18 protein-coding genes and 1 tRNA gene are annotated in these 19,520 nt (G+C 71.8%); 8 read left to right on the plus strand and 11 right to left on the minus strand.

The genetic code is table 11. From position 1 onward, the window contains the following. Window positions 1-2: 2 nt before the first annotated feature. The 6 genes from ACIQVI_RS26065 to ACIQVI_RS26090 form a co-directional block, all read right to left on the minus strand. Window positions 3-1,061 carry a phosphotransferase family protein gene (locus ACIQVI_RS26065; RefSeq protein ID WP_403600047.1) on the minus strand — a complete coding sequence of 353 codons (1,059 nt, stop codon included), beginning with the start codon at window positions 1,059-1,061 and terminating at the stop codon, window positions 3-5. Between the two features lie 205 nt (window positions 1,062-1,266). Further along, window positions 1,267-2,178 carry an MBL fold metallo-hydrolase gene (locus ACIQVI_RS26070; protein WP_403600050.1) on the minus strand — a complete coding sequence of 304 codons (912 nt, stop codon included), beginning with the start codon at window positions 2,176-2,178 and terminating at the stop codon, window positions 1,267-1,269. Window positions 2,179-2,271: 93 nt separating this feature from the next. Further along, complete coding sequence (locus tag ACIQVI_RS26075) at window positions 2,272-2,568, minus strand: hypothetical protein (protein ID WP_161373503.1); 297 nt, start codon at window positions 2,566-2,568, stop codon at window positions 2,272-2,274. Between the two features lie 146 nt (window positions 2,569-2,714). Beyond that, a complete protein-coding gene (locus tag ACIQVI_RS26080; RefSeq protein ID WP_403600053.1) occupies window positions 2,715-3,017 on the minus strand; it encodes a DUF202 domain-containing protein in 303 nt (100 codons plus the stop codon). A 23-nt stretch (window positions 3,018-3,040) separates the two neighbouring features. Further along, window positions 3,041-3,433, minus strand: a complete 393-nt coding sequence (locus ACIQVI_RS26085; protein WP_351971012.1) for a DUF202 domain-containing protein — start codon at window positions 3,431-3,433, stop codon at window positions 3,041-3,043. Between the two features lie 395 nt (window positions 3,434-3,828). Then, window positions 3,829-4,350 carry an NUDIX domain-containing protein gene (locus ACIQVI_RS26090; RefSeq protein ID WP_403600056.1) on the minus strand — a complete coding sequence of 174 codons (522 nt, stop codon included), beginning with the start codon at window positions 4,348-4,350 and terminating at the stop codon, window positions 3,829-3,831. An 83-nt stretch (window positions 4,351-4,433) separates the two neighbouring features. Between ACIQVI_RS26090 and ACIQVI_RS26095 the strand changes: the two genes are divergently transcribed. The 3 genes from ACIQVI_RS26095 (at window position 4,434) to ACIQVI_RS26105 (ending at window position 9,903) form a co-directional block, all read left to right on the plus strand. Further along, the gene (locus ACIQVI_RS26095; protein ID WP_403600058.1) at window positions 4,434-6,089 is read left to right on the plus strand and encodes an FAD-binding dehydrogenase; all 1,656 of its coding nucleotides are present in this window, start codon (window positions 4,434-4,436) and stop codon (window positions 6,087-6,089) included. Window positions 6,090-6,121: 32 nt separating this feature from the next. Then, window positions 6,122-6,544 (plus strand): hypothetical protein, encoded by a 423-nt coding sequence (locus ACIQVI_RS26100; RefSeq protein WP_403600061.1) that lies wholly within the window; start codon window positions 6,122-6,124, stop codon window positions 6,542-6,544. 113 nt (window positions 6,545-6,657) lie between these two features. Then, window positions 6,658-9,903: a HEAT repeat domain-containing protein gene (locus tag ACIQVI_RS26105; protein ID WP_403600065.1), complete on the plus strand. Its 3,246-nt coding sequence runs from the start codon at window positions 6,658-6,660 to the stop codon at window positions 9,901-9,903. On the opposite strand, the gene ACIQVI_RS26110 is transcribed toward ACIQVI_RS26105, so the two are convergent. From ACIQVI_RS26110 to ACIQVI_RS26120, 3 genes are all read right to left on the minus strand, one after another. Next, complete coding sequence (locus ACIQVI_RS26110; protein WP_403600068.1) at window positions 9,891-10,322, minus strand: ASCH domain-containing protein; 432 nt, start codon at window positions 10,320-10,322, stop codon at window positions 9,891-9,893. The genes ACIQVI_RS26105 and ACIQVI_RS26110 overlap by 13 nt on opposite strands. 52 nt (window positions 10,323-10,374) lie before the next feature. Continuing rightward, on the minus strand, window positions 10,375-11,772 hold the full coding sequence (locus tag ACIQVI_RS26115) for a gluconate:H+ symporter (protein ID WP_403600071.1): 1,398 nt from the start codon (window positions 11,770-11,772) through the stop codon (window positions 10,375-10,377). Window positions 11,773-11,837: 65 nt separating this feature from the next. Then, entirely contained in the window at window positions 11,838-12,359 is a 522-nt protein-coding gene (locus tag ACIQVI_RS26120; RefSeq protein WP_403600075.1) for a gluconokinase, read from the minus strand. A gap of 189 nt (window positions 12,360-12,548) precedes the next feature. Here ACIQVI_RS26120 and ACIQVI_RS26125 point away from each other — a divergent pair, with 189 nt between their 5' ends. The 4 genes from ACIQVI_RS26125 to ACIQVI_RS26140 all read left to right on the plus strand — a co-directional run bounded on the left by ACIQVI_RS26125 (window position 12,549) and on the right by ACIQVI_RS26140 (window position 16,737). Continuing rightward, entirely contained in the window at window positions 12,549-13,250 is a 702-nt protein-coding gene (locus ACIQVI_RS26125; protein WP_351971004.1) for an FCD domain-containing protein, read from the plus strand. Window positions 13,251-13,437: 187 nt separating this feature from the next. Continuing rightward, window positions 13,438-14,910: an amino acid permease gene (locus ACIQVI_RS26130; protein WP_351971003.1), complete on the plus strand. Its 1,473-nt coding sequence runs from the start codon at window positions 13,438-13,440 to the stop codon at window positions 14,908-14,910. A 112-nt stretch (window positions 14,911-15,022) separates the two neighbouring features. Further along, complete coding sequence (locus tag ACIQVI_RS26135) at window positions 15,023-16,108, plus strand: S-(hydroxymethyl)mycothiol dehydrogenase (RefSeq protein WP_351971002.1); 1,086 nt, start codon at window positions 15,023-15,025, stop codon at window positions 16,106-16,108. After that, on the plus strand, window positions 16,108-16,737 hold the full coding sequence (locus ACIQVI_RS26140; RefSeq protein ID WP_389666930.1) for an MBL fold metallo-hydrolase: 630 nt from the start codon (window positions 16,108-16,110) through the stop codon (window positions 16,735-16,737). The genes ACIQVI_RS26135 and ACIQVI_RS26140 overlap by 1 nt, the downstream gene beginning before the upstream one ends. Here ACIQVI_RS26140 and ACIQVI_RS26145 read toward each other — a convergent pair. Then, the gene (locus ACIQVI_RS26145; protein ID WP_351971000.1) at window positions 16,721-17,647 is read right to left on the minus strand and encodes a pseudouridine synthase; all 927 of its coding nucleotides are present in this window, start codon (window positions 17,645-17,647) and stop codon (window positions 16,721-16,723) included. The genes ACIQVI_RS26140 and ACIQVI_RS26145 overlap by 17 nt on opposite strands. 88 nt (window positions 17,648-17,735) lie before the next feature. Continuing rightward, window positions 17,736-17,823, minus strand: a tRNA-Leu gene (locus ACIQVI_RS26150). 217 nt (window positions 17,824-18,040) lie between these two features. Between ACIQVI_RS26150 and ACIQVI_RS26155 the strand changes: the two genes are divergently transcribed. After that, the gene (locus ACIQVI_RS26155; RefSeq protein ID WP_403600081.1) at window positions 18,041-19,366 is read left to right on the plus strand and encodes a M20/M25/M40 family metallo-hydrolase; all 1,326 of its coding nucleotides are present in this window, start codon (window positions 18,041-18,043) and stop codon (window positions 19,364-19,366) included. Window positions 19,367-19,520: the final 154 nt, after the last annotated feature.

Consider the following 19,520-nt stretch of genomic DNA (forward strand, 5'->3'; position numbering starts at 1 on the left):
GGTCAGCCCTCCTGAAGGGTGGTCAGGCCGTGCTCGATGAAGACGGGGACGAGTTCGCCGATGCGGTCGAACCCGGCGCCGACCGTCTGGCCGAGGGTGTAGCGGTAGTGGATGCCCTCCAGGATCACGGCGAGCTTGAACCAGGCGAAGGCCGTGTACCAGGCGAGGGCGGAGGTGTCGCGGCCCGAGCGGGCCGCGTAGCGCTCGACCAGCTCGGCGGCGCTCGGGTGCCCGGCGGCCGTGGCGGTCGTGGAGAGGGGGGAGCCCGGCAGGTCCAGCGGGGTGCTGTACATGACGAGGAGGCCGAGGTCGGTGAGCGGGTCGCCGAGCGTGGACATCTCCCAGTCCAGGACGGCCCGGATCCGGTCGTCGGGGCCGACGAGGACGTTGTCGAGCCGGTAGTCGCCGTGGATCACGGTGGGCGGGGGAGACGTCGGCAGCTCCCGGCCGAGGGCGGCGTGCAGCTCGTCGATCCCGGCCAGCTCGCGGCCGCGCGAGGCGTCGAGCTGCTTGCCCCAGCGCCGCAGCTGCCGGTCGAGGAAGCCCTCGGGCCGCCCGAAGTCCCCGAGCCCGACCGCGTCGGGGTCCACGGCGTGCAGGTCGACCAGGGTGTCGACCAGGCCGAGGACGGCGGCGCGGGTGCGCTCGGGGCCCAGCGGGGCGAGCTCGCGGGCCGAGCGGTACGGGGTCCCCTCCACGAACTCCATGACGTAGAACGGCGCGCCGAGCACCGACTCGTCCTCGCAGAGCAGGACCGTCCCGGGCACGGGCACGTCCGTCGCGTCCAGGGCGCTGATCACCCGGTGCTCGCGCCGCATGTCGTGGGCGGTGGCCAGGACGTGGCCGAGCGGGGGCCTGCGGACGACCCAGCGGCCGGCGGGGGTGCCGTCGGTCACCGCGTACGTCAGGTTCGACCGGCCGCCCTCGATCAGCCGGGCTTCGAGGGGACCGGCCACCAGGCCGGGCCGCTCGCGGTCGAGGAAGCGGCGCAGCCGCTCGGGGTCGAGACCCGGCGGGGTCGCCTCCCGCGTCGTCGCCTGCGGGTCAGGGGCGGAGCTCATCGGGCGTACCTCCGGGTCGGCTGCGGTCGGTCCTCATGATGACCGACCAGTCGGTATGTCGTCCAGAGGGGTGTCCGCCACACTCCCGGGCGCGGTCGCCGGACGCGCGGAAGGCGTACGCCGAGGGCGCGCCCCGGCGCGCGCCCTCCGCGCGGAGGAGGAGCCGGGAGGGCCGGTCGGCCCCGGCGCGCGCTCCCCGTACGGCTCAGGCGTGGCAGGCCACCGGCACCCCGCCGTTCATCGCCGCCATGTCGCCGAAGACCGCCACCGGGTCGAGCGGGTGCCCCTCCGGCAGGCCCGCCAGCTCCGCGTGGGCCCGGTGCAGGTTCGCCACCAGGCGCTCGCTCTCCCGCCACGCGGCGAACTCGCCGGGCTCCGCCCGCCGCGCCGTCTCCAGGGGCGTCTCCCCCTTCGCGTACCCCTCGGCGGCCAGCTCCCGCACCCACAGCAGGTACCGCTCCGTCGCGTCGTACGCGGAGGGGTCGGTCACCCGCCCGTGCCCCGGCACCACCGTCGGCGCGTCGAGCGAGCGCAGCAGGGCGAGCGCGCGCAGCGAACCGGCGAGCGAGCCCATCGGCAGGAACGGCGTCCCGCCGTGGAAGACCAGATCGCCCGTGAAGACCACCCCCTGCTCCGGGAGGTGCACGATCGAGTCGCCCGTGGTGTGCGCGGCGCCCGGGTGGATCACCCGCACCTCGATCCCGCCGACGTGCAGCGTCAGCCGGTCGGTGTAGGTGACGGACGGCGGCAGGACGTCGATCCGGCCGAAGTCGGTCCGCGGCCAGATCAGATGGAGCTGGTGTCCGGCCGCGAGCTGTTCGGTCCGGCAGTTCTCGTGCCCCACGATCCGCGCCCCGGGGGCGAACACCCCGTTCCCGTAGGTGTGGTCCCCGTGGTGGTGGGTGGAGACGACGGTCCCCGGCAGCGGAAGCCCGGCGGCGAGGACGGCCTCGCGCAGCAGCAGGGCCCGCCGTTCGGTGGCGGCGGTGTCGACGAGCAGCGACTCGCCCGCGTCGCCGAGGAAACCGGCGTTGTTCAGGCACCAGCCCCCGTCGGGCTGGACGAAGGCGTGGACGTTCGGGGCGAGGGTGACTACGTAGGGGTCGGTGGAAGACAAGGGATTCCCCCGGGTGAGAGCCGGACCTGACAGGGGGGAAGCGTGTCAGTCGGCCCCGGGCCGGGGGAAGGAGGAGCGGGTCCGTTCACCGGATCAGTGGTCGTCCCAGTGTCCGTCGTGCGCCGCGTGCCGGTGTCCGTCGTGCACGTAGTCGAGGTGGTCGCCGTGCGTCACCGACGGGTGGCCGCAGTCGGGCCCGTGCTCGTGCGCGTGCGCCTCGTGGGAGACGTGACCGGCCGGCTCGCACTCGTCCCAGTGGCCCGAGTGCTCGCGGTGCAGGTGCCCGTCGTGCGCGTAGTCGACGTGGTCCCCGTGGTCCACCGCCCGGTGGCCGCAGTCCGGACCGTGGGCGTGGGCGTGCGTGGGGTGTTCGTGGTGGAGAACGGTCATCACATGGCCTCTGTGAGGGAGCGGCTGACCTTTCCAGGCTAGTCCGATACGCCCCTATCGTCCTGATTCGAAAGGCCCGCCGTGTCCGTGTCCTCTCCTCCGCTGCGTCTTCCCCGACGTCTTCCCTTACGGGGATCCCGCCGGGCTCACCAGATCAGCGCCGCCCCGAAGAAGGCGAGCCCGATCGTGCACAGGGCGGCGAGCAGCGCGCCCCGGTGGGTGAGCGGGTGCGGCCGGGCCGCGTCCAGGGAGCGGATCCGGCGGTGGGCCACCACCAGGAACAGGATCCACGCGAGCGCGGAGAGGGCGAGTCCGGCCAGACCCCTGGGCGTGGTCTCGTCCTGGACGGCCAGCTTGACGGCGAGCACCGCCACGACCGTGCAGGAGAGCGTGGTGCGCCGCCAGGCGAGCCGGGTCCGCTCCGGCTGGAGCCCGGGGTCCCGGGTCACCACCGCGTCCGGCGGACCCCCCACTACCCGGCCCAGCCGAAGAGCACGACCACCACCATCGCCAGCGCCACCACGGCCACCGCGAGGCTGAGCACCGCCGGGAACCGGGACACCGGAAGGTCCTCGCCGCGCCGCATCGCGCGCTCGCAGCGGATCCAGTGGTTCACCGCGCGCAGGGCGCACAGCACCCCGGCGGCGAGCAGCGCGAGCGCGAGCCCGACCCGCACCCCCCACCGCAGGTCGGGAAGGAACTGGTCGACGGCGAAGCCGCCGCCGACCAGGGCGAGCGCGGTCCGGATCCAGGCGAGGAAGGTCCGTTCGTTGGCCAGGGAGAAGCGGTAGTCGGGGGTGTCCCCCTCGTCCCGGATCCGCTGCGGCGCGAACCAGAGCCGCAGACTCTGCACGAAATCGCTCACACGTGCACCCTAACGGCCTGATCATCACACCGCCCGACACCCGAAGCCCCCTGGGGTGCCGGCCCCGGGCCCTCCGCTCTGCCGCACCCGCAGCCGCTCGTACGAACGAAACCGAGCCTTCGGCCTCGACCCCACCACATCTGCCCGCAGCCACTCGCACACACGGGACCGGACTCTCGGCCGCACCCTGCCGAGTCCGCCCGTACCTGCTCGTACGCGCGGAACCGGACCCCCGGGCCCCGCCCCCACCGCGTCCGCCCGCAGCCGCTCGTACGCGCAAGACCAGGCGCGCGGCCCCACCCCACCGCCTCCACCCACAGCCGCTCGTACGAGCAGGACCGCACGCGCGGAACCGGCCCCCCGGGCCCCCGGCCTCGACCCCCGGCCCTGACCCCTCAGCCCCGCCCCTCGCCCTCCGCCCGCAGGCGCTCGTACGCGGCGAGTCCGTCCGGCACCCACTCCCACTCGCCCAGTCGCGCGGCCAGCTCGTCCTCCGTCAGGAAGGCGTGCCAGGCGACCTCCTCCGCCTGCGGGTCCACCGGCAGCTCGCAGCGGACCTCGTACACCGCCGACCACCACTTCCCGGCCACGCCCCCGGAGTCGTACAGGAAGCGCAGCACCGGCTCGGGGCGGGGGAGCCCCCGTACCCCCAGCTCCTCCTCGGCCTCGCGCAGCGCGGCCTCGTCGTAGGACTCGCCGGCGCCGACGACACCGCCGACGAACATGTCGTACATCGAGGGGAAGACCAGCTTCGTGGGCGTCCTGCGGTGCACGAAGACCCTGCCCCCGGCGTCCCGGACCCGGACGAAGACGCAGCGGTGGATCAGCCCCCGCGCGTACACCTCGCCGCGCGGGGCCCGCCCGATCACCCGGTCCTGCTCGTCGACGACGTCGAGAATCTCTTCAGCGGAACTCATGCGGCCATCCAAACAAACCCGCCCGGCGAAACCGCGCGTCCGAACGGTTGACTCGATACACCGGTGTATCCAAGATGCGGTCCATGTCCTATGACGCTGATGTGATCGTGATCGGGGCCGGTCTCGCCGGACTCGTCGCCACCGCCGAGCTGGTCGACGCCGGCCGCACCGTGATCCTCCTCGACCAGGAGCCCGAGCAGTCCCTCGGAGGCCAGGCCCACTGGTCCTTCGGCGGCCTGTTCCTGGTCGACTCGCCCGAACAGCGCCGGATGCGCGTCAAGGACAGCCACGCCCTCGCCCTCCAGGACTGGTACGGCACCGCCGGCTTCGACCGGACCGAGGACCACTGGCCGAGGAAGTGGGCCGAGGCGTACGTCGACTTCGCGGCCGGCGAGAAGCGCGCCTGGCTCCACGCGCGCGGGGTGCGGTTCTTCCCCGTCGTCGGCTGGGCCGAGCGCGGCGGCTACGACGCCACCGGGCACGGCAACTCCGTCCCCCGCTTCCACATCACCTGGGGTACGGGCCCCGGCCTCGTCGCCCCCTTCGAGCGGAAGGTCCGCGAGGGCGTCGCCCGGGGCCTCGTCCAGCTCCGCTTCCGCCACCGCGTCACCGGCCTCGGCCGCACCGCCGGGGCCGTCGACACCGTCACCGGCGAGATCCTGGAACCCTCCACCGCCGCCCGGGGCACCGCGAGCGGACGCGGGATCGCCGGCTCCTTCGAGCTGCGCGCCCAGGCCGTGATCGTCACCACCGGCGGCATCGGCGGCAACCACGACCTCGTCCGCGCCCAGTGGCCCGCCCGCCTCGGCACCCCGCCCGCCAAGCTGCTCTCCGGCGTCCCCGCACACGTCGACGGCCTCATGCTCGGCATCGCGGAGAAGGCCGGCGCCCGTCACATCAACCGCGACCGGATGTGGCACTACACCGAGGGCATCGAGAACTGGAACCCCATCTGGGCCCGCCACGGCATCCGCATCCTGCCCGGCCCGTCCTCCCTCTGGCTCGACGCCACCGGCAAGCGGCTGCCCGTGCCGCTCTTCCCCGGCTTCGACACCCTCGGCACCCTCGAACACATCACGCGGACCGGGTACGACCACACCTGGTTCGTGCTCGACAAGAAGATCATCGGCAAGGAATTCGCCCTCTCGGGCTCCGAGCAGAACCCGGACCTGACCGGCAAGTCGGTCCGCGACGTCATCGGACGCGCGCGGGCGGACGTGCCCGGCCCCGTCCAGGCCTTCATGGACAAGGGCGTCGACTTCGTCGTGGAGAAGGACCTCTCCGCCCTCGTCCGGGGCATGAACGCGCTCACCGAGGAGCCGCTGATCGACGAGGCCGCCCTGCGCCGCGAGATCACCGCCCGCGACCGCGAGATCGCCAACCCCTTCACCAAGGACCTCCAGGTCACGGCGATCCGGGGCGCCCGCAAGTACCTGGGCGACAAGCTCATCCGTACGGCGACCCCGCACCGCATCCTGGACCCCGGCGCGGGCCCGCTGATCGCCGTCCGCCTCAACATCCTCACCCGCAAGTCCCTCGGTGGCCTGGAGACCGACCTCGACTCCCGCGTCCTCACGGAGGGCGGCACCCCCCTGGAGGGCGTCTACGCGGCGGGCGAGGCGGCCGGCTTCGGCGGCGGCGGCGTCCACGGCTACCGCTCCCTCGAAGGCACCTTCCTCGGCGGCTGCATCTTCTCGGGCCGCGCGGCGGGGAGGGCGGCGGCGAGGGCGGTGAGCTGACGGGGAGTCCCGTACCGGGGCAAGATGACGGTGTGACAAAACGTGTACTGCTGATGCTCGTCGGCGGCGTCGCGGCCCTCGGTGGCCTCGCGACCTTCCTGGTACTCCAGGGCCTGGACGCCGCCGACAAGTGGAGCAGCGTCCTCAGCCTGTTCTTCACGGTGGCGGGGTTCGCCCTGGCTCTGGTGGGCCTCTTCTCCCGGGGCTCCCAGCAGTCGGCGGACCACGCGGTCACCGGCGGCTCCCTCCACCAGGTCAGGAACGTCACGGGCGACGTCGTCATCACGGCAGGGAGCGGCGGCGGTACGGCCGCCCCGCCCACGGCCGCCTCCGCCGAGGGCCAGGGCGGCGGAACGCAGTCGGCCCACGGAGCCCGTACGGCGGGGGACCTGCACCAGATCGACGGGGTGGGCGGTTCGGTCCGCGTCGAGCCGCCGGCGCCCCCCACGCCGTGAGGGGGTTCTTCAGGCGCCGGAAGGCGCCGCAGACGGCGTCCGGAGCCTCCGTCCAGGGGCCCCTCACCCAGATCAGCGGGGTCCGGGGCGACGTCCACGTCACCGTCGGATCCGTGCCGCCCCAGCCGGCCGCGCCGGAGGTCGAGTCCGCCCGCCAGGCCTATGCCACCCGCGTCCGCCAGCGCTACGGCCGCCTCGACCTGGAGGTCCTCACCCCGCTCCGCGAACAGGACGAACACCCGGTCCTCCAGCTGCGGGACGTCTTCGTCCCCCAGTCCGTACGCGCCGACCCGCCGCCCGTGGAACTTCCGCAGGAACTCCTGCGCCGCCTCATGGACCCGGCCGAGGCGGAGCTCCACGACCTGCCGCCCGGCATCGACCGGGAGACGGTCGACCGCGTCCGCCGCGCGTACCAGGAGCGGCCACCGCTCCCCGTACTCGACGTCCTGACCGCGCCCGAGCACGACCGCGTCGTCCTGCTCGGCCACCCGGGCTCGGGCAAGTCCACCCTGGCCCGCTACCTGGCGCTCACCCTCACCTCTCCCGAACCTCCGGCGGGCCTCCAGGCGCTCCACGGCAGCCTCCCCCTGATCGTCGAACTCCGCGAGTACGCGCAACCCGCCTGGCGCGAGCGGACCTTCGAGGACTTCCTCGCCCACCAGCACGCGACGGAGGGCCTCGGGCTTCCGCCGGAGACGCTCGCCGCTCTGCTCGCCGGGGAGGGCCCGTACACGGCCCTGGTGGTCTTCGACGGTCTGGACGAACTCTTCGAGAAGGACGTCAGGGACGCGGTCGCCCGCCGCATCGCGGGCTTCGCCGCCCGCCACTCCCGGGCCCGGATCGTCGTCACCTCACGCGGCTACGGCTACCAGCGGGCCGTCCTGGACGGCGCCGGCTTCACCAACTTCATGCTCCAGGACCTGGACCGGGAGCAGATCGGCGCGTTCGCGGAGCAGTGGTTCTCGCTCGCGTGCCCCGACGACCCGACCCGGGCGCGGAAGCTGATCGAACGCGTCACGACGGCCGTGGACGCCTCCACCTCGGTCCGCGAACTCGCGGGCAACCCGCTCATCCTCACGATCCTCGCCATCATCGGCCGCCGCCGCGAACTCCCGCGCGACCGGCGCACGGTGTACGAGCACGCCGTCGACGTCCTGGTGGAGCACTGGGACCCCAGCAAGTACCTCAAGGACCGTCAGGTCGAGGAGCACCTTCCGTACCTCGGCCCCGAGGACAAGCGCGAACTCCTGCGCCTCATCGCCCGGCAGATGCAGGAGGGGCACGGCGGCATCTCCGGCAACCACATCGCGGGCCCCGACCTCCTCAAGAGCTTCGAGGAGTACCTGAAGGACCGCTACGCCCTCCCACCGGACCGCGCGGCACCGGCGGCCCGCGTGATGCTGGACCAGTTCCGCCACCGCAACTTCATCCTCAGCCGCTACGGCGGCGAGATCTACGGCTTCGTCCACCGCACGTTCCTGGAATACCTGGCGGCGACGGACCTGGCCCACCGCTTCAACCAGGAACGCAGCCTCTCGGAACAGGACCTCCAGGACCTCTTCGCGGACAAGGTCCACGACCCGACGTGGCACGAGATCCTGCTGTTGCTGGTGGGGCTGCTGGACGAGCGGTTCGTGGCGGGGGTGATCGACCGGTTGCTGGGGCCGAGGACGATCGCCGTTCCCCTCGGGAACGAAGAGGACCAGGCGTTCGCCGCAGTGGTCTTCGTGGCCCGTTGCCTGGGAGAGGCGCGCCGCATCGGTGTGCTGGCCCCGCAGAGCAGGGCGATGATGCGGCAGATCGTCCGACTCTTCCGACTGGCCGGGCTGCTGGAGGTGACCTCCTTCTCTCCCCCGTGCGACATCGTGGAGTCGCTGTTCCCGGCGATTGCGGCACTGGGAGAGAACTGGGAGGGCGGGGACGACTACCTGTCGTGGTGGGAGCGATGGCGTCGTGCCGAAGGACACGGCGACGAAGTCCCCCCGTCCGGCTCTGTCCGACAGTTCGCCGCGGACCTCGCCATGCTCCTCCGGGGGAGGAGAAGTACCGGCGATGCCGTGCGTACGGTGGAAGAGGCCCTGATCGGCGACGACGCCGCGGCACGGATCGGAGCGTTTCGTATGCTCCTCCGTCGTCCGGGCCGCGACCCCGGACTCCTGGAGGTGTTCGAGCGCTGCGTACGGGAGGAAAGAGACCCCGCCGTACGGGCGCTGTTTCTTCGGGAAGCGGCATACAGCAGCGACATCGATCCCCACTGGATCCCCCGCATCGCGGCTGAGAGGCTGGCCCACGACACCGTCCCGGAGGTACGCCTGGCCGCGATCGACGGTCTGTCGGACCGAGAAATCGACATCGCGGACACATACGCGGCGCTCGACATCGCTCTCAACGACCCCGTCCAGCTGGTCCGCCTGGGCGGAACGTGTTGGCTCATCGCTTACGGAGAAGACAGGGCGAGGGCGATGTCGCTGCTGCGGGAAGGGCTGCGCGACAAAGAGCCCGAGGTGCGGGCCACCGTCCTGGTCGGCGTGGACATGGGGACGGACGACGGGCCGGCCGTCCGCGCGCTCGTCCGCGAGCGGCTGAGGGACGACGAGAGCGCCGCGGTCGTGGCCGCCGCCATCCGCGCCGCCCGGTCGATCGGGGACGACGATCCCGAGACGCTGGCGTTGCTGCGCACCCTGCACGACCATGACAGTCCCATGGTCCGGAGGGCTGTTCTCCGATACCTTGCCGAGATCCGGACGGGGGACGAGGACCTTACCGGGCTGCTCTTCCAGTATGTGCTGCACGACGAGGAGCAGGAGATCCGGGTGGCTGCGCTGGCCTCCCTCAAGCGCTTCGACCGGAACACCACGGCACTGTGCGACGAGCTTCTCGACCGTGCCGTACGGGCCTCGGATCTCCAAGCCCAGGACGAGGCCCTGGCCATGCTCGTGGAGCTGGCCCCCGACCGCGCGCGGGACCTGGTCATCGACCGGGCCGGGAACCACGCCGACGAAAACATCAGGGCAGGGTCGCTTTTCAGTCTGATCGCGGATTACCGGAACGACGCCGAGGCGATGCGTGTGGTCCTCGACCGAGCAGCGGAGGACAGCATGGGGATACGGCTCTCCATCCTCCAGGATTTCATCCAGCACGGCGTTGAGGGCCCGGAGTGCCTGGACCTCGCCCAGGACCGCTTCGACCACGATCCCGACCCGATCGTCCGGCTTGCCGCTCTCGGCATCCTCGTCGACCTCCGTCGCGACGACCCGGAGTTCCTGTTCCTGCTCCGCCGCGCGATCAAGGACGAGGCGCCGAAGATCCGTGACCTCGCCACCGCGGCCCTGGCCGTCCTCGCTCCTCAGGACGCCTGACCCACCTCCACCACCCGGAACCACTCCACCACCAGCATCGTGTCCTCATCCACCACGAACCCCGGGTCCCCCAGCGCCTCCCGCATCTCCTCGCCGTGCCAGAAGTCCTCGTGGCCCGCGCGCCACTCCGCGACCGAGCGGTAGCCCTCGCCCTCGCCGAGGGCCAGGCGGAGGTCCGCGTCGCGCAGGGGGAGGACCTGGACCTCCGTGATCTCCACGACCGCCACCTCGCGGCCGTCCGAGTCGATGACCGCCGAGCGTTCGCCGACCTCGGGCAGCTCCTCGTTCTCGGCCTCGTACTCCAGGAGGAGCCCGGTCGTGGCGGTCTTCTCGCCGGAGAGGACCGCCGCGACGAGCCGGTCCCGCAGGGGGCCGGGGAAGGCGAGCAGGAAGGGCTTGAGCGCGTGAGGGCCGGTCATGGCCGACAGTCTGTCAGCCGTGACCGGCCCTCACCGTTCGTTTTCAGCGGTGCTACAACACCAGCGACAGCAGCAGCACGAACACGATGCCCACGACCGAGATGATCGTCTCCATCACCGACCAGGTCTTGATCGTCTGGCCGACGTTCATGCCGAAGTACTCCTTCACCAGCCAGAACCCGGCGTCATTGACGTGGCTGAAGAAGAGCGAACCGGCACCGATCGCGAGGACCAGCAGCGCCGTCTCGCCCGTCGACATGCCCTCCGCCAGCGGAGCCACCAGGCCCGCCGCCGAGATCGTCGCCACCGTCGCGGAGCCCGTCGCGAGCCGGATCACGACCGCGATCAGCCAGGCGAGCAGCAGGGCCGGGATGGACCAGCTCTTGGAGAAGTCCAGGATCATCTGGCCGACGCCGATGTCGATCAGGGTCTGCTTGAAGCCGCCGCCCGCGCCGACGATCATCAGCACGCCCGCGATCGGGGCGAGGGACTTCTCGACGGTCGAGGACAGCCGCTCCTTGGTGAAGCCGGCCGCCCGGCCCAGCGTGAAGAGCGCGACTATGACGGCCGCGAGCAGCGCGATCAGCGGCGAGCCGATGACGTCGGTGACCTTCTGGACGCCGTTCTCCGGGTCGTCCACGACGATGTCGACGAGCGCCTTCACCAGCATCAGGACGACCGGCAGCAGCACGGTCGCGACGGTGACGCCGAAGCCGGGACGCTTCTCCAGGTCCTCGGAGGGACGCGTGGGGATCATGTTCTCGGGGGCCGGGATGTCCACCCAGCGGGCCGCGTACCGGGAGAAGAGCGGACCGGCGATGATCACGGTCGGGATCGCGACGACGAGGCCGAGGGCGAGGGTGACGCCCAGGTTGGCGCCGACCGCGTCGATCGCGACGAGCGGGCCGGGGTGCGGCGGGATCAGGCCGTGCATCACGGAGAGGCCGGCGAGGGCCGGGATGCCGATCCGCATCAGCGAGTAGTTGCCGCGCTTGGCGACGAGCAGCACCACCGGGATCAGCAGCACGATGCCGACCTCGAAAAAGAGCGGCAGGCCGATCACGGAGGCGATGAGCACCATCGCCCACGGCATGGCCCGGCCGCTCGCCCTCGCCAGGATCGTGTCGACGATCTGGTCCGCGCCGCCGGAGTCCGCGAGCAGCTTGCCGAGGATGGCGCCGAGGGCGATCAGGACGCCCACGCCGGCGACGGTGGCACCGAGTCCGGTGGTGAAGGACTTGATGGTGTCCGCGAGCGGCGCGCCCGCGAACGCGCCGAGCGCGAGGGACCCGATGGTCAGCGCCAGGAACGCGTGCAGCTTGAACTTGGTGATGAGCAGGACGATGACGGCGATGCCGGCGAGCACGGCGATTCCGAGCTGGGCGTTGCCTGCCGAGGTGATCGGTTCGGCGGCGTCCGCTGCCAGGATCTCGACGCTGAGACTGGTCACGGTGGTGTCCTTCGTACGGGCAGGAGGAGGAGCAGGAGGAAGAGAAGAGAAGGGGGCGGAGGGGGTCAGGCGGTCCGGCCGCACAGGGCGGCGACGGCGCGGGCGGTGATCTCCTCGGGGGTGCCGGACACGTCGACGGCGACGCCGGCCTCGTCGTCCTGGAGCGGCTCCAGGGTGGCGAACTGGGAGTCGAGCAGCGCCGTCGGCATGAAGTGCCCCTTGCGCGCGGCCATCCGGCCCTCGATGAGCTCCCGGTCACCGGTCAGATGCAGGAAGACGACGCCGGGCGCGGCGGCACGCAGCCGGTCCCGGTACGCCCGCTTCAGCGCGGAGCTGCTCACCACGCCGCCGAGCCCGGCCCGGCCGTGCGCCCACGCCCCGATGGCGTCCAGCCAGGGCCCCCGGTCCTCGTCGTCCAGCGGGACGCCGGCCGACATCTTGGCCACGTTCGCCGCCGGGTGGAAGTTGTCGCCCTCGGCGTAGGGGAGGCCGAGGGCCTCGGCGACCAGCGGACCGATGGTGGTCTTGCCGGTCCCCGCGACGCCCATCACGACGACGACGGGAGGGGCCTGGGGTGGAGTGCTCATGGGGTGCCTCGCTGTCTTCTTCGACATCGATTCCGTTGTCCGTCGCGCTCATGAAACCCATTGGGTACGACGTATTCAAGAGACTGTGACATAAAAGTCGTACTTTTGATTCCGGATCTTGCTCCGAGGGCCGCCCCGGCCCCCGCTCCCGCTGTGTCCGTCCCCGCGTACCCGCATAGGCTGGCCCTCATGACGACACAGGCCCAGGGGCTCCACTCCCACGTCCTGGCCACCCTGGGCCTCGCGATCACCGCGGGGGAGTACCCGCCCGGCACCGTGCTGCGCACCGATGAACTCGCCCGGCGCTTCGACGTCTCCCGGACCGTGGTCCGCGAGGTCGTCCGGGTCCTGGAGTCCATGCACCTGGTCGAGTCCCGCCGCCGCGTCGGCGTGACCGTGCTCGCCACCGCGCGCTGGAACGTGTACGACCCCCAGGTCATCCGCTGGCGCCTGGCCGGCGCCGACCGGCCCCGCCAGCTCCGCTCGCTCACCGTGCTCCGCTCCGCCGTCGAGCCGGTCGCCGCGGGACTCGCGGCCCTGAACGCCACGCCCGAGCAGTGCCGCGAACTCACCGAGGAGGCCCTCGGCATGGTCGCCACCTCGCGCGGCCGGCGCCTGGAGGAGTACCTCGTCCACGACATCGCCTTCCACCGGGTCGTCCTCAACGCCTCGGGGAACGAGATGTTCGCCCGCCTCGGCGACGTCGTCGCCGAGGTCCTCACCGGCCGCACCCACCACCACGTGATGTTCGAGGACCCGGACCCGGCCGCCGTCACCCTCCACGTCCAGGTCGCCGAGGCCGTACGGGAGCGGGACGCGGCCCGCGCCGAGGAACTGACCCGCCAGATCGCGGTCGGCGCCCTCCAGGAGCTGGACGTCCTCGCGCCCTGACGACCGGACGCAAGCCCTGACGACCGGACGCAAGCTCTGAACTAGCTCAAATATGGGCGTTCAGTGACATGCGCCACAGTCAGTCACCGCCCCGTGCCGTGAGGATGTGCGCTGGTCGTACCGGGGAGACCCCCCACCGGGTGCGACCGGGTACCGCACAGCCCCCCTCACGAAGGCGAACAACTCCATGAGTGACCGCGTCACCGCGGCCGACCCGCTGTCCGCCGCACCGGCGGCATCCGGCGGGCCCACGGCCGCCACCCCCCACGTCGACGCCGGCGACGCCGGATACCGCAAGGACCTCAAGTCCCGGCACATCAACATGATCGCCATCGGCGGCGCCATCGGCACCGGGCTCTTCCTGGGCGCCGGCGGCCGCATGTCCCAGGCCGGGCCCTCCCTCTTCATCGCCTACGCCGTCTGCGGCGTCTTCGCCTTCTTCGTGGTCCGCGCCCTCGGCGAGCTGGTGCTCTACCGCCCCTCCTCCGGCGCCTTCGTCTCCTACGCGCGCGAGTTCATGGGCGAGAAGGGCGCCTACACGGCCGGCTGGCTCTACTTCCTCAACTGGTCGACCACCGCCGTCGCCGACATCACCGCGGCCGCCACCTACGCCCACTTCTGGTCGATGTTCAGCGACGTCCCGCAGTGGATCCTCGCCCTGATCGCCCTCGCGGTCGTCCTCGCCGCCAACCTCATCTCCGTGAAGTACTTCGGCGAGATGGAGTTCTGGTTCGCCATCGTCAAGGTCGCCGCCCTGGTCGCCTTCATGCTGGTCGGCATCTTCCTCGTCGTGACCTCCCACGACATCGGCGGCCACACCCCCGGCCTCGCCACCGTCACCGACAACGGCGGGATCTTCCCGAACGGCATGATGCCGATGCTGCTGCTCATCCAGGGCGTCGTCTTCGCCTACGCCTCCGTCGAGCTGTGCGGCGTCGCCGCCGGCGAGACCGAGAACCCCGAGAAGATCATGCCGAAGGCGATCAACTCGATCATGTGGCGCGTGGGCCTCTTCTACGTCGGCTCCGTCGTCCTGCTCGCCCTCCTCCTGCCGTACACGGCCTACTCCGGCGACCAGAGCCCCTTCGTCACCGTCTTCGACAAGCTGGGCATCCCCGGCGCCGCCGGCGTGATGAACCTCGTCGTCCTCACCGCCGCCCTCTCCAGCCTCAACTCCGGCCTGTACTCCACCGGCCGCATCCTGCGCTCCATGTCGCTGGCCGGCTCCGCGCCCCGCTTCACCGGCGTCATGAACAAGGGCGGCGTCCCCTACGGCGGCATCCTGCTCACCGCCGCCTTCGGCGTCCTCGGCGTCGCCCTCAACTACGTCATGCCCGGCGAGGCCTTCGAACTGGTCCTCAACTTCGCCTCGATCGGCATCATCGGCACCTGGGCCATGATCATGGTCTGCTCGCTGCTGTTCTGGCGCCGGGCCGAGGAGGGCAAGCTCGCCCGCCCCGGCTACAGGCTGCCCTGGGCCCCGTACACCCAGATCGTCACCCTCCTCTTCCTCGGCTCCGTCCTCGTCCTCATGTGGATGGACGAGGGCATCAGCCGCACCACCGTGAACTGCCTGCCGCTCATCGCGGCCGCGCTCGTCGGCGGCTGGTTCCTGGTCCGCCGCCGGGTCCGCGACACCGCCGCGACCCCGCGCGACTGACGTACCGTCACAGGACCCCCGCGGGCACGGCCTGCGGGGGTCTCGCCTTTTGTCAGGAGATAGTGGTACGCAGGAGCCTTACAAGATCCGTTCGCAGAAAAGGAAGTTCGCGATGCCGCAGCACGTCCAGGGGGTCATCGCCCCCGGCAAAAACGAACCCGTACGGGTCGAGACGATCGTGATCCCCGATCCCGGCCCCGGCGAGGCCGTCGTGAAGATCCAGGCGTGCGGCGTCTGCCACACCGACCTCCACTACAAGCAGGGCGGCATCAACGACGAGTTCCCCTTCCTCCTCGGCCACGAGGCCGCCGGAATCGTCGAGTCGGTCGGCGAGGGCGTCACCGACGTCGCCCCCGGCGACTTCGTGATCCTCAACTGGCGCGCCGTGTGCGGAAACTGCCGCGCCTGTCTGCGCGGCCGCCCCTGGTACTGCTTCGACACCCACAACGCGAAGCAGAGGATGACCCTGCTCGACGGCACCGAGCTCTCCCCGGCCCTCGGGATCGGCGCCTTCGCCGAGAAGACCCTCGTCGCCTCCGGCCAGTGCACCAAGGTCGACCCCGCCGTCGCCCCCGAGGTCGCGGGCCTCCTCGGCTGCGGCGTCATGGCCGGCATCGGCGCCGCGATCAACACCGGGAACGTCGGGCGCGGCGACACCGTCGCCGTCATCGGCTGCGGAGGCGTCGGCGACGCGGCGGTCGTCGGCTCCCGCCTCGCCGGAGCCGCGAAGATCATCGCCGTCGACATCGACGACCGGAAGCTGGAGACGGCGAAGGCGATGGGCGCCACCCACACCGTCAACTCCCGCTCCACCGACCCCGTCGAGGCGATCCGCGAACTCACCGGCGGCTTCGGCGCCGACGTCGTCATCGAGGCCGTCGGCCGCCCGGAGACGTACGAGCAGGCCTTCTACGCCCGCGACCTCGCGGGCACCGTCGTCCTCGTCGGCGTCCCCACCCCCGAGATGAAGCTCGAACTGCCCCTCCTGGACGTCTTCGGCCGCGGCGGCGCGCTCAAGTCCTCCTGGTACGGCGACTGCCTGCCCTCCCGGGACTTCCCGATGCTCGTCGACCTCCACCGGCAGGGCCGCATCGACCTCGCCGCCTTCGTCACCGAGACCATCGGCCTCGGCGAGGTAGAGAAGGCCTTCGCCCGGATGCACGAGGGCGACGTCCTGCGCTCGGTGGTGGTGCTGTGATGGCCGCCCGGATCGACCACCTCGTCACCTCCGGCACCTTCAGCCTCGACGGCGGCACCTGGGACGTCGACAACAACGTCTGGATCGTCGGCGACGACACCGAGGCGATCGTCATCGACGCCGCCCACGACGCCGGGGCCATCCTCGCCGCGCTCGACGGACGCACCCTGCGCGCCATCGTCTGCACCCACGCCCACAACGACCACGTGGACGCGGCCCCGGCGCTCGCGGCCGCCACCGGAGCCCGCATCCTGCTCCACCCCGCCGACCTGCCGCTGTGGAAGCAGACCCACCCCGACCACAGCCCGGACGGCGACCTCGCCGACGGCCAGGTCCTCACCATCGCCGGCACCGACCTCACGGTCCTGCACACCCCGGGCCACGCCCCGGGAGCGGTCAGCCTGTACGCGCCGGAGCTCGGCACGGTCTTCACCGGCGACACCCTCTTCCAGGGCGGCCCCGGCGCCACCGGCCGGTCCTTCTCGGACTTCCCCACGATCGTCGACTCGATCCGGGACAAGCTCCTCGCCCTGCCGCCGGAGACGGTGGTGCGCACCGGCCACGGCGACACCACCACCGTCGGCGCCGAGGCGCCCCACCTCCAGGAGTGGATCAGCCGGGGCCACTGAGCCGCAGCCGGCTCTCGAAGCGCACCGCGCGGCCCGAGAACGGGTCGGTGAACTCCAGCGTCCGCGCCAGCAGGTGCAGCGGCCGCCCGAAGTCCTCCGGCCCGTCCTCACGGACCACCGGATAGACCGGATCGTGCAGGATCGGCAGCCCGAGCGCGTTCATGTGCACCCGCAGCTGGTGCGTCCGCCCGGTCACCGGCACCAGCCGGTACCGGCCGAGCCCGCCCGCGTGCGCGACCGGCTCGATCCGGCTCTCGGCGTTCGGCTCGCCCGGCACCTCCCGGGCGGCCATCACCCCGCGCTCCTTCTCGATCCGGCTCCGCACCGTCACCGGCAGCCCCACCGCCGGGTCGTACGGCGCCACCGCCTCGTACTCCTTGCGCACGGCCCGGTCCCGGAACAGCGTCTGGTACGCCCCCCGGTCCTCCTCCCGCACGACGAAGAGGACGAGCCCCGCCGTCAGCCGGTCGAGCCGGTGCGCGGGCTGCAGCCGGGGCAGCCCCAGGTCCCGCCGCAGCCGCGCCGTCGCGGTCTCCGTGACGTGCCGCCCCCGGGGCATCGTCGCCAGGAAGTGCGGCTTGTCGGCCACCACGATCCGCTCGTCCCGGTACACGACCCCGACCCCGAAGGGCACCGGCACCTCCGGCGGGAAGTCCCGGTGGAACCAGAGCCACCGCCCCACGGCGTACGGCTCGTCCCCGGCGACCGGCCCGTCGGTCCCGACGAACCGCCCCTCCCGCAGCATCTCCTCGACCCGCCCGACCCCGACGGCCGCCCCGTACCGCTCCACCAGGTGGTCCCGCACGGTCGCCCAGGCGCCTTCCGGATCCTCCGGCAACCGCACCCGCACGGGATCGATCCCGTCCCGCTGGGGCAGCGGCGACACCGGGGGCCTGCTCCTGCGTCTCACCGCTCCGCCTCGTGGCCGTCCGTACGCGTGCGCGCGTGCGCGCCCATGCGAAAGTCCCGGTCGAGAAGATCTCGACCGGGACTCCGTGTGGTGTCCGAGGGGGGACTTGAACCCCCACGCCCGATAAAGGGCACTAGCACCTCAAGCTAGCGCGTCTGCCATTCCGCCACCCGGACAAGGTGTCTGTCTTCCTGGCCGCTGGGCCCTTCCGACGAGGAAAACCATAGCAAACATTCGGGGTGGTCGATCACCACCCCCGGCGGCCTCGACGGCCCCCGGCATGTGACGGGCGCATGACGGTCGGCGGGCGGCCTTGGGCCGCGAGGGGGCCGCGCGGGAGGATGGGGGGAGACCACCAGCAATCACGTGGGGCACGTAGTGGGAGGAAGCAGCGTGAGCGAGTCGAACACGGCCGGGAGCGTCCGCGGCGAGGACGAGGTAGTCGACCTCTGTCGCGACCTCATCCGCATCGACACCAGCAACTACGGCGACCACTCGGGGCCGGGCGAGCGGGCGGCGGCGGAGTACATCGCGGAGAAGCTCGCCGAGGTCGGCCTCGAGCCGAAGGTCATCGAGTCGCACCGCGGGCGGGCCTCCACCGTCGCCCGGATCGAGGGCGAGGACCCGTCGCGGCCCGCCCTGCTGATCCACGGCCACACCGACGTCGTCCCGGCCAACGCCGAGGACTGGACCCACCACCCCTTCTCCGGGGAGATCGCCGACGGCTGCGTCTGGGGGCGCGGCGCCGTCGACATGAAGGACATGGACGCGATGACCCTCGCGGTCGTGCGGGACCGGCTGCGCAGCGGCCGCAAGCCCCCGCGCGACGTCGTCCTCGCCTTCCTCGCCGACGAGGAGGCCGGCGGCACCTACGGCGCCCGGTACCTGGTCGACGAGCACCGGGACCTCTTCGAGGGGGTCACCGAGGCGATCGGCGAGGTCGGCGGCTTCTCCTTCACCGTCAACGAGAACCTGCGCCTGTACCTGGTGGAGACGGCCCAGAAGGGGATGCACTGGATGCGGCTGACCGTCGAGGGCACGGCGGGCCACGGTTCGATGACCAACAACGACAACGCCATCACCGAGCTCTGCGAGGCCGTGGGCCGCCTCGGCCGCCACCAGTGGCCGGTGCGGGTCACCAAGACCGTCCGGTCCTTCCTGGACGAGCTCTCGGACGCCCTGGGCACCCCGCTCGACCCCGAGGACATGGACGCCACCCTCGCCAAGCTCGGCGGCATCGCCAAGATGATCGGCGCCACCCTGCGCAACTCGGCCGCCCCGACCATGCTCGGCGCCGGCTACAAGGTGAACGTGATCCCCGGCCAGGCCACGGCGCACGTCGACGGCCGCTTCCTGCCCGGGTACGAGCAGGAGTTCCTGGCCGACCTCGACCGGATCCTCGGCCCCCGGGTGAAGCGCGAGGACGTGCACGGCGACAAGGCCCTGGAGACCAGCTTCGACGGCGCCCTGGTGGACGCCATGCAGCTGGCCCTGCGCGCCGAGGACCCGATCGCCCGCGCCGTGCCGTACATGCTCTCCGGCGGCACCGACGCCAAGTCCTTCGACGACCTCGGCATCCGCTGCTTCGGCTTCGCCCCGCTCCAGCTGCCGCCGGAGCTCGACTTCGCCGGCATGTTCCACGGCGTGGACGAGCGGGTCCCGGTCGACGGCCTCAAGTTCGGCGCCCGCGTCCTGGACCGCTTCCTGGACGCCTGCTGAGACCGCCCGCCATCACCGTCCACCACCACCGCCCGGCGCCCTCGCCCATTTCCGGTGCGCGCCGAATTCGTCCGCGCGTTTGCCTTTGCCCGAAAAGAGTGAATGAACCCGGGGGCTCGTAGCCCCCACCCTTCCCCCTCGTTACAGGTGTGCG

The organism is Streptomyces sp. NPDC098101 (assembly GCF_044760185.1).
Classification (GTDB): Bacteria; Actinomycetota; Actinomycetes; order Streptomycetales; family Streptomycetaceae; genus Streptomyces.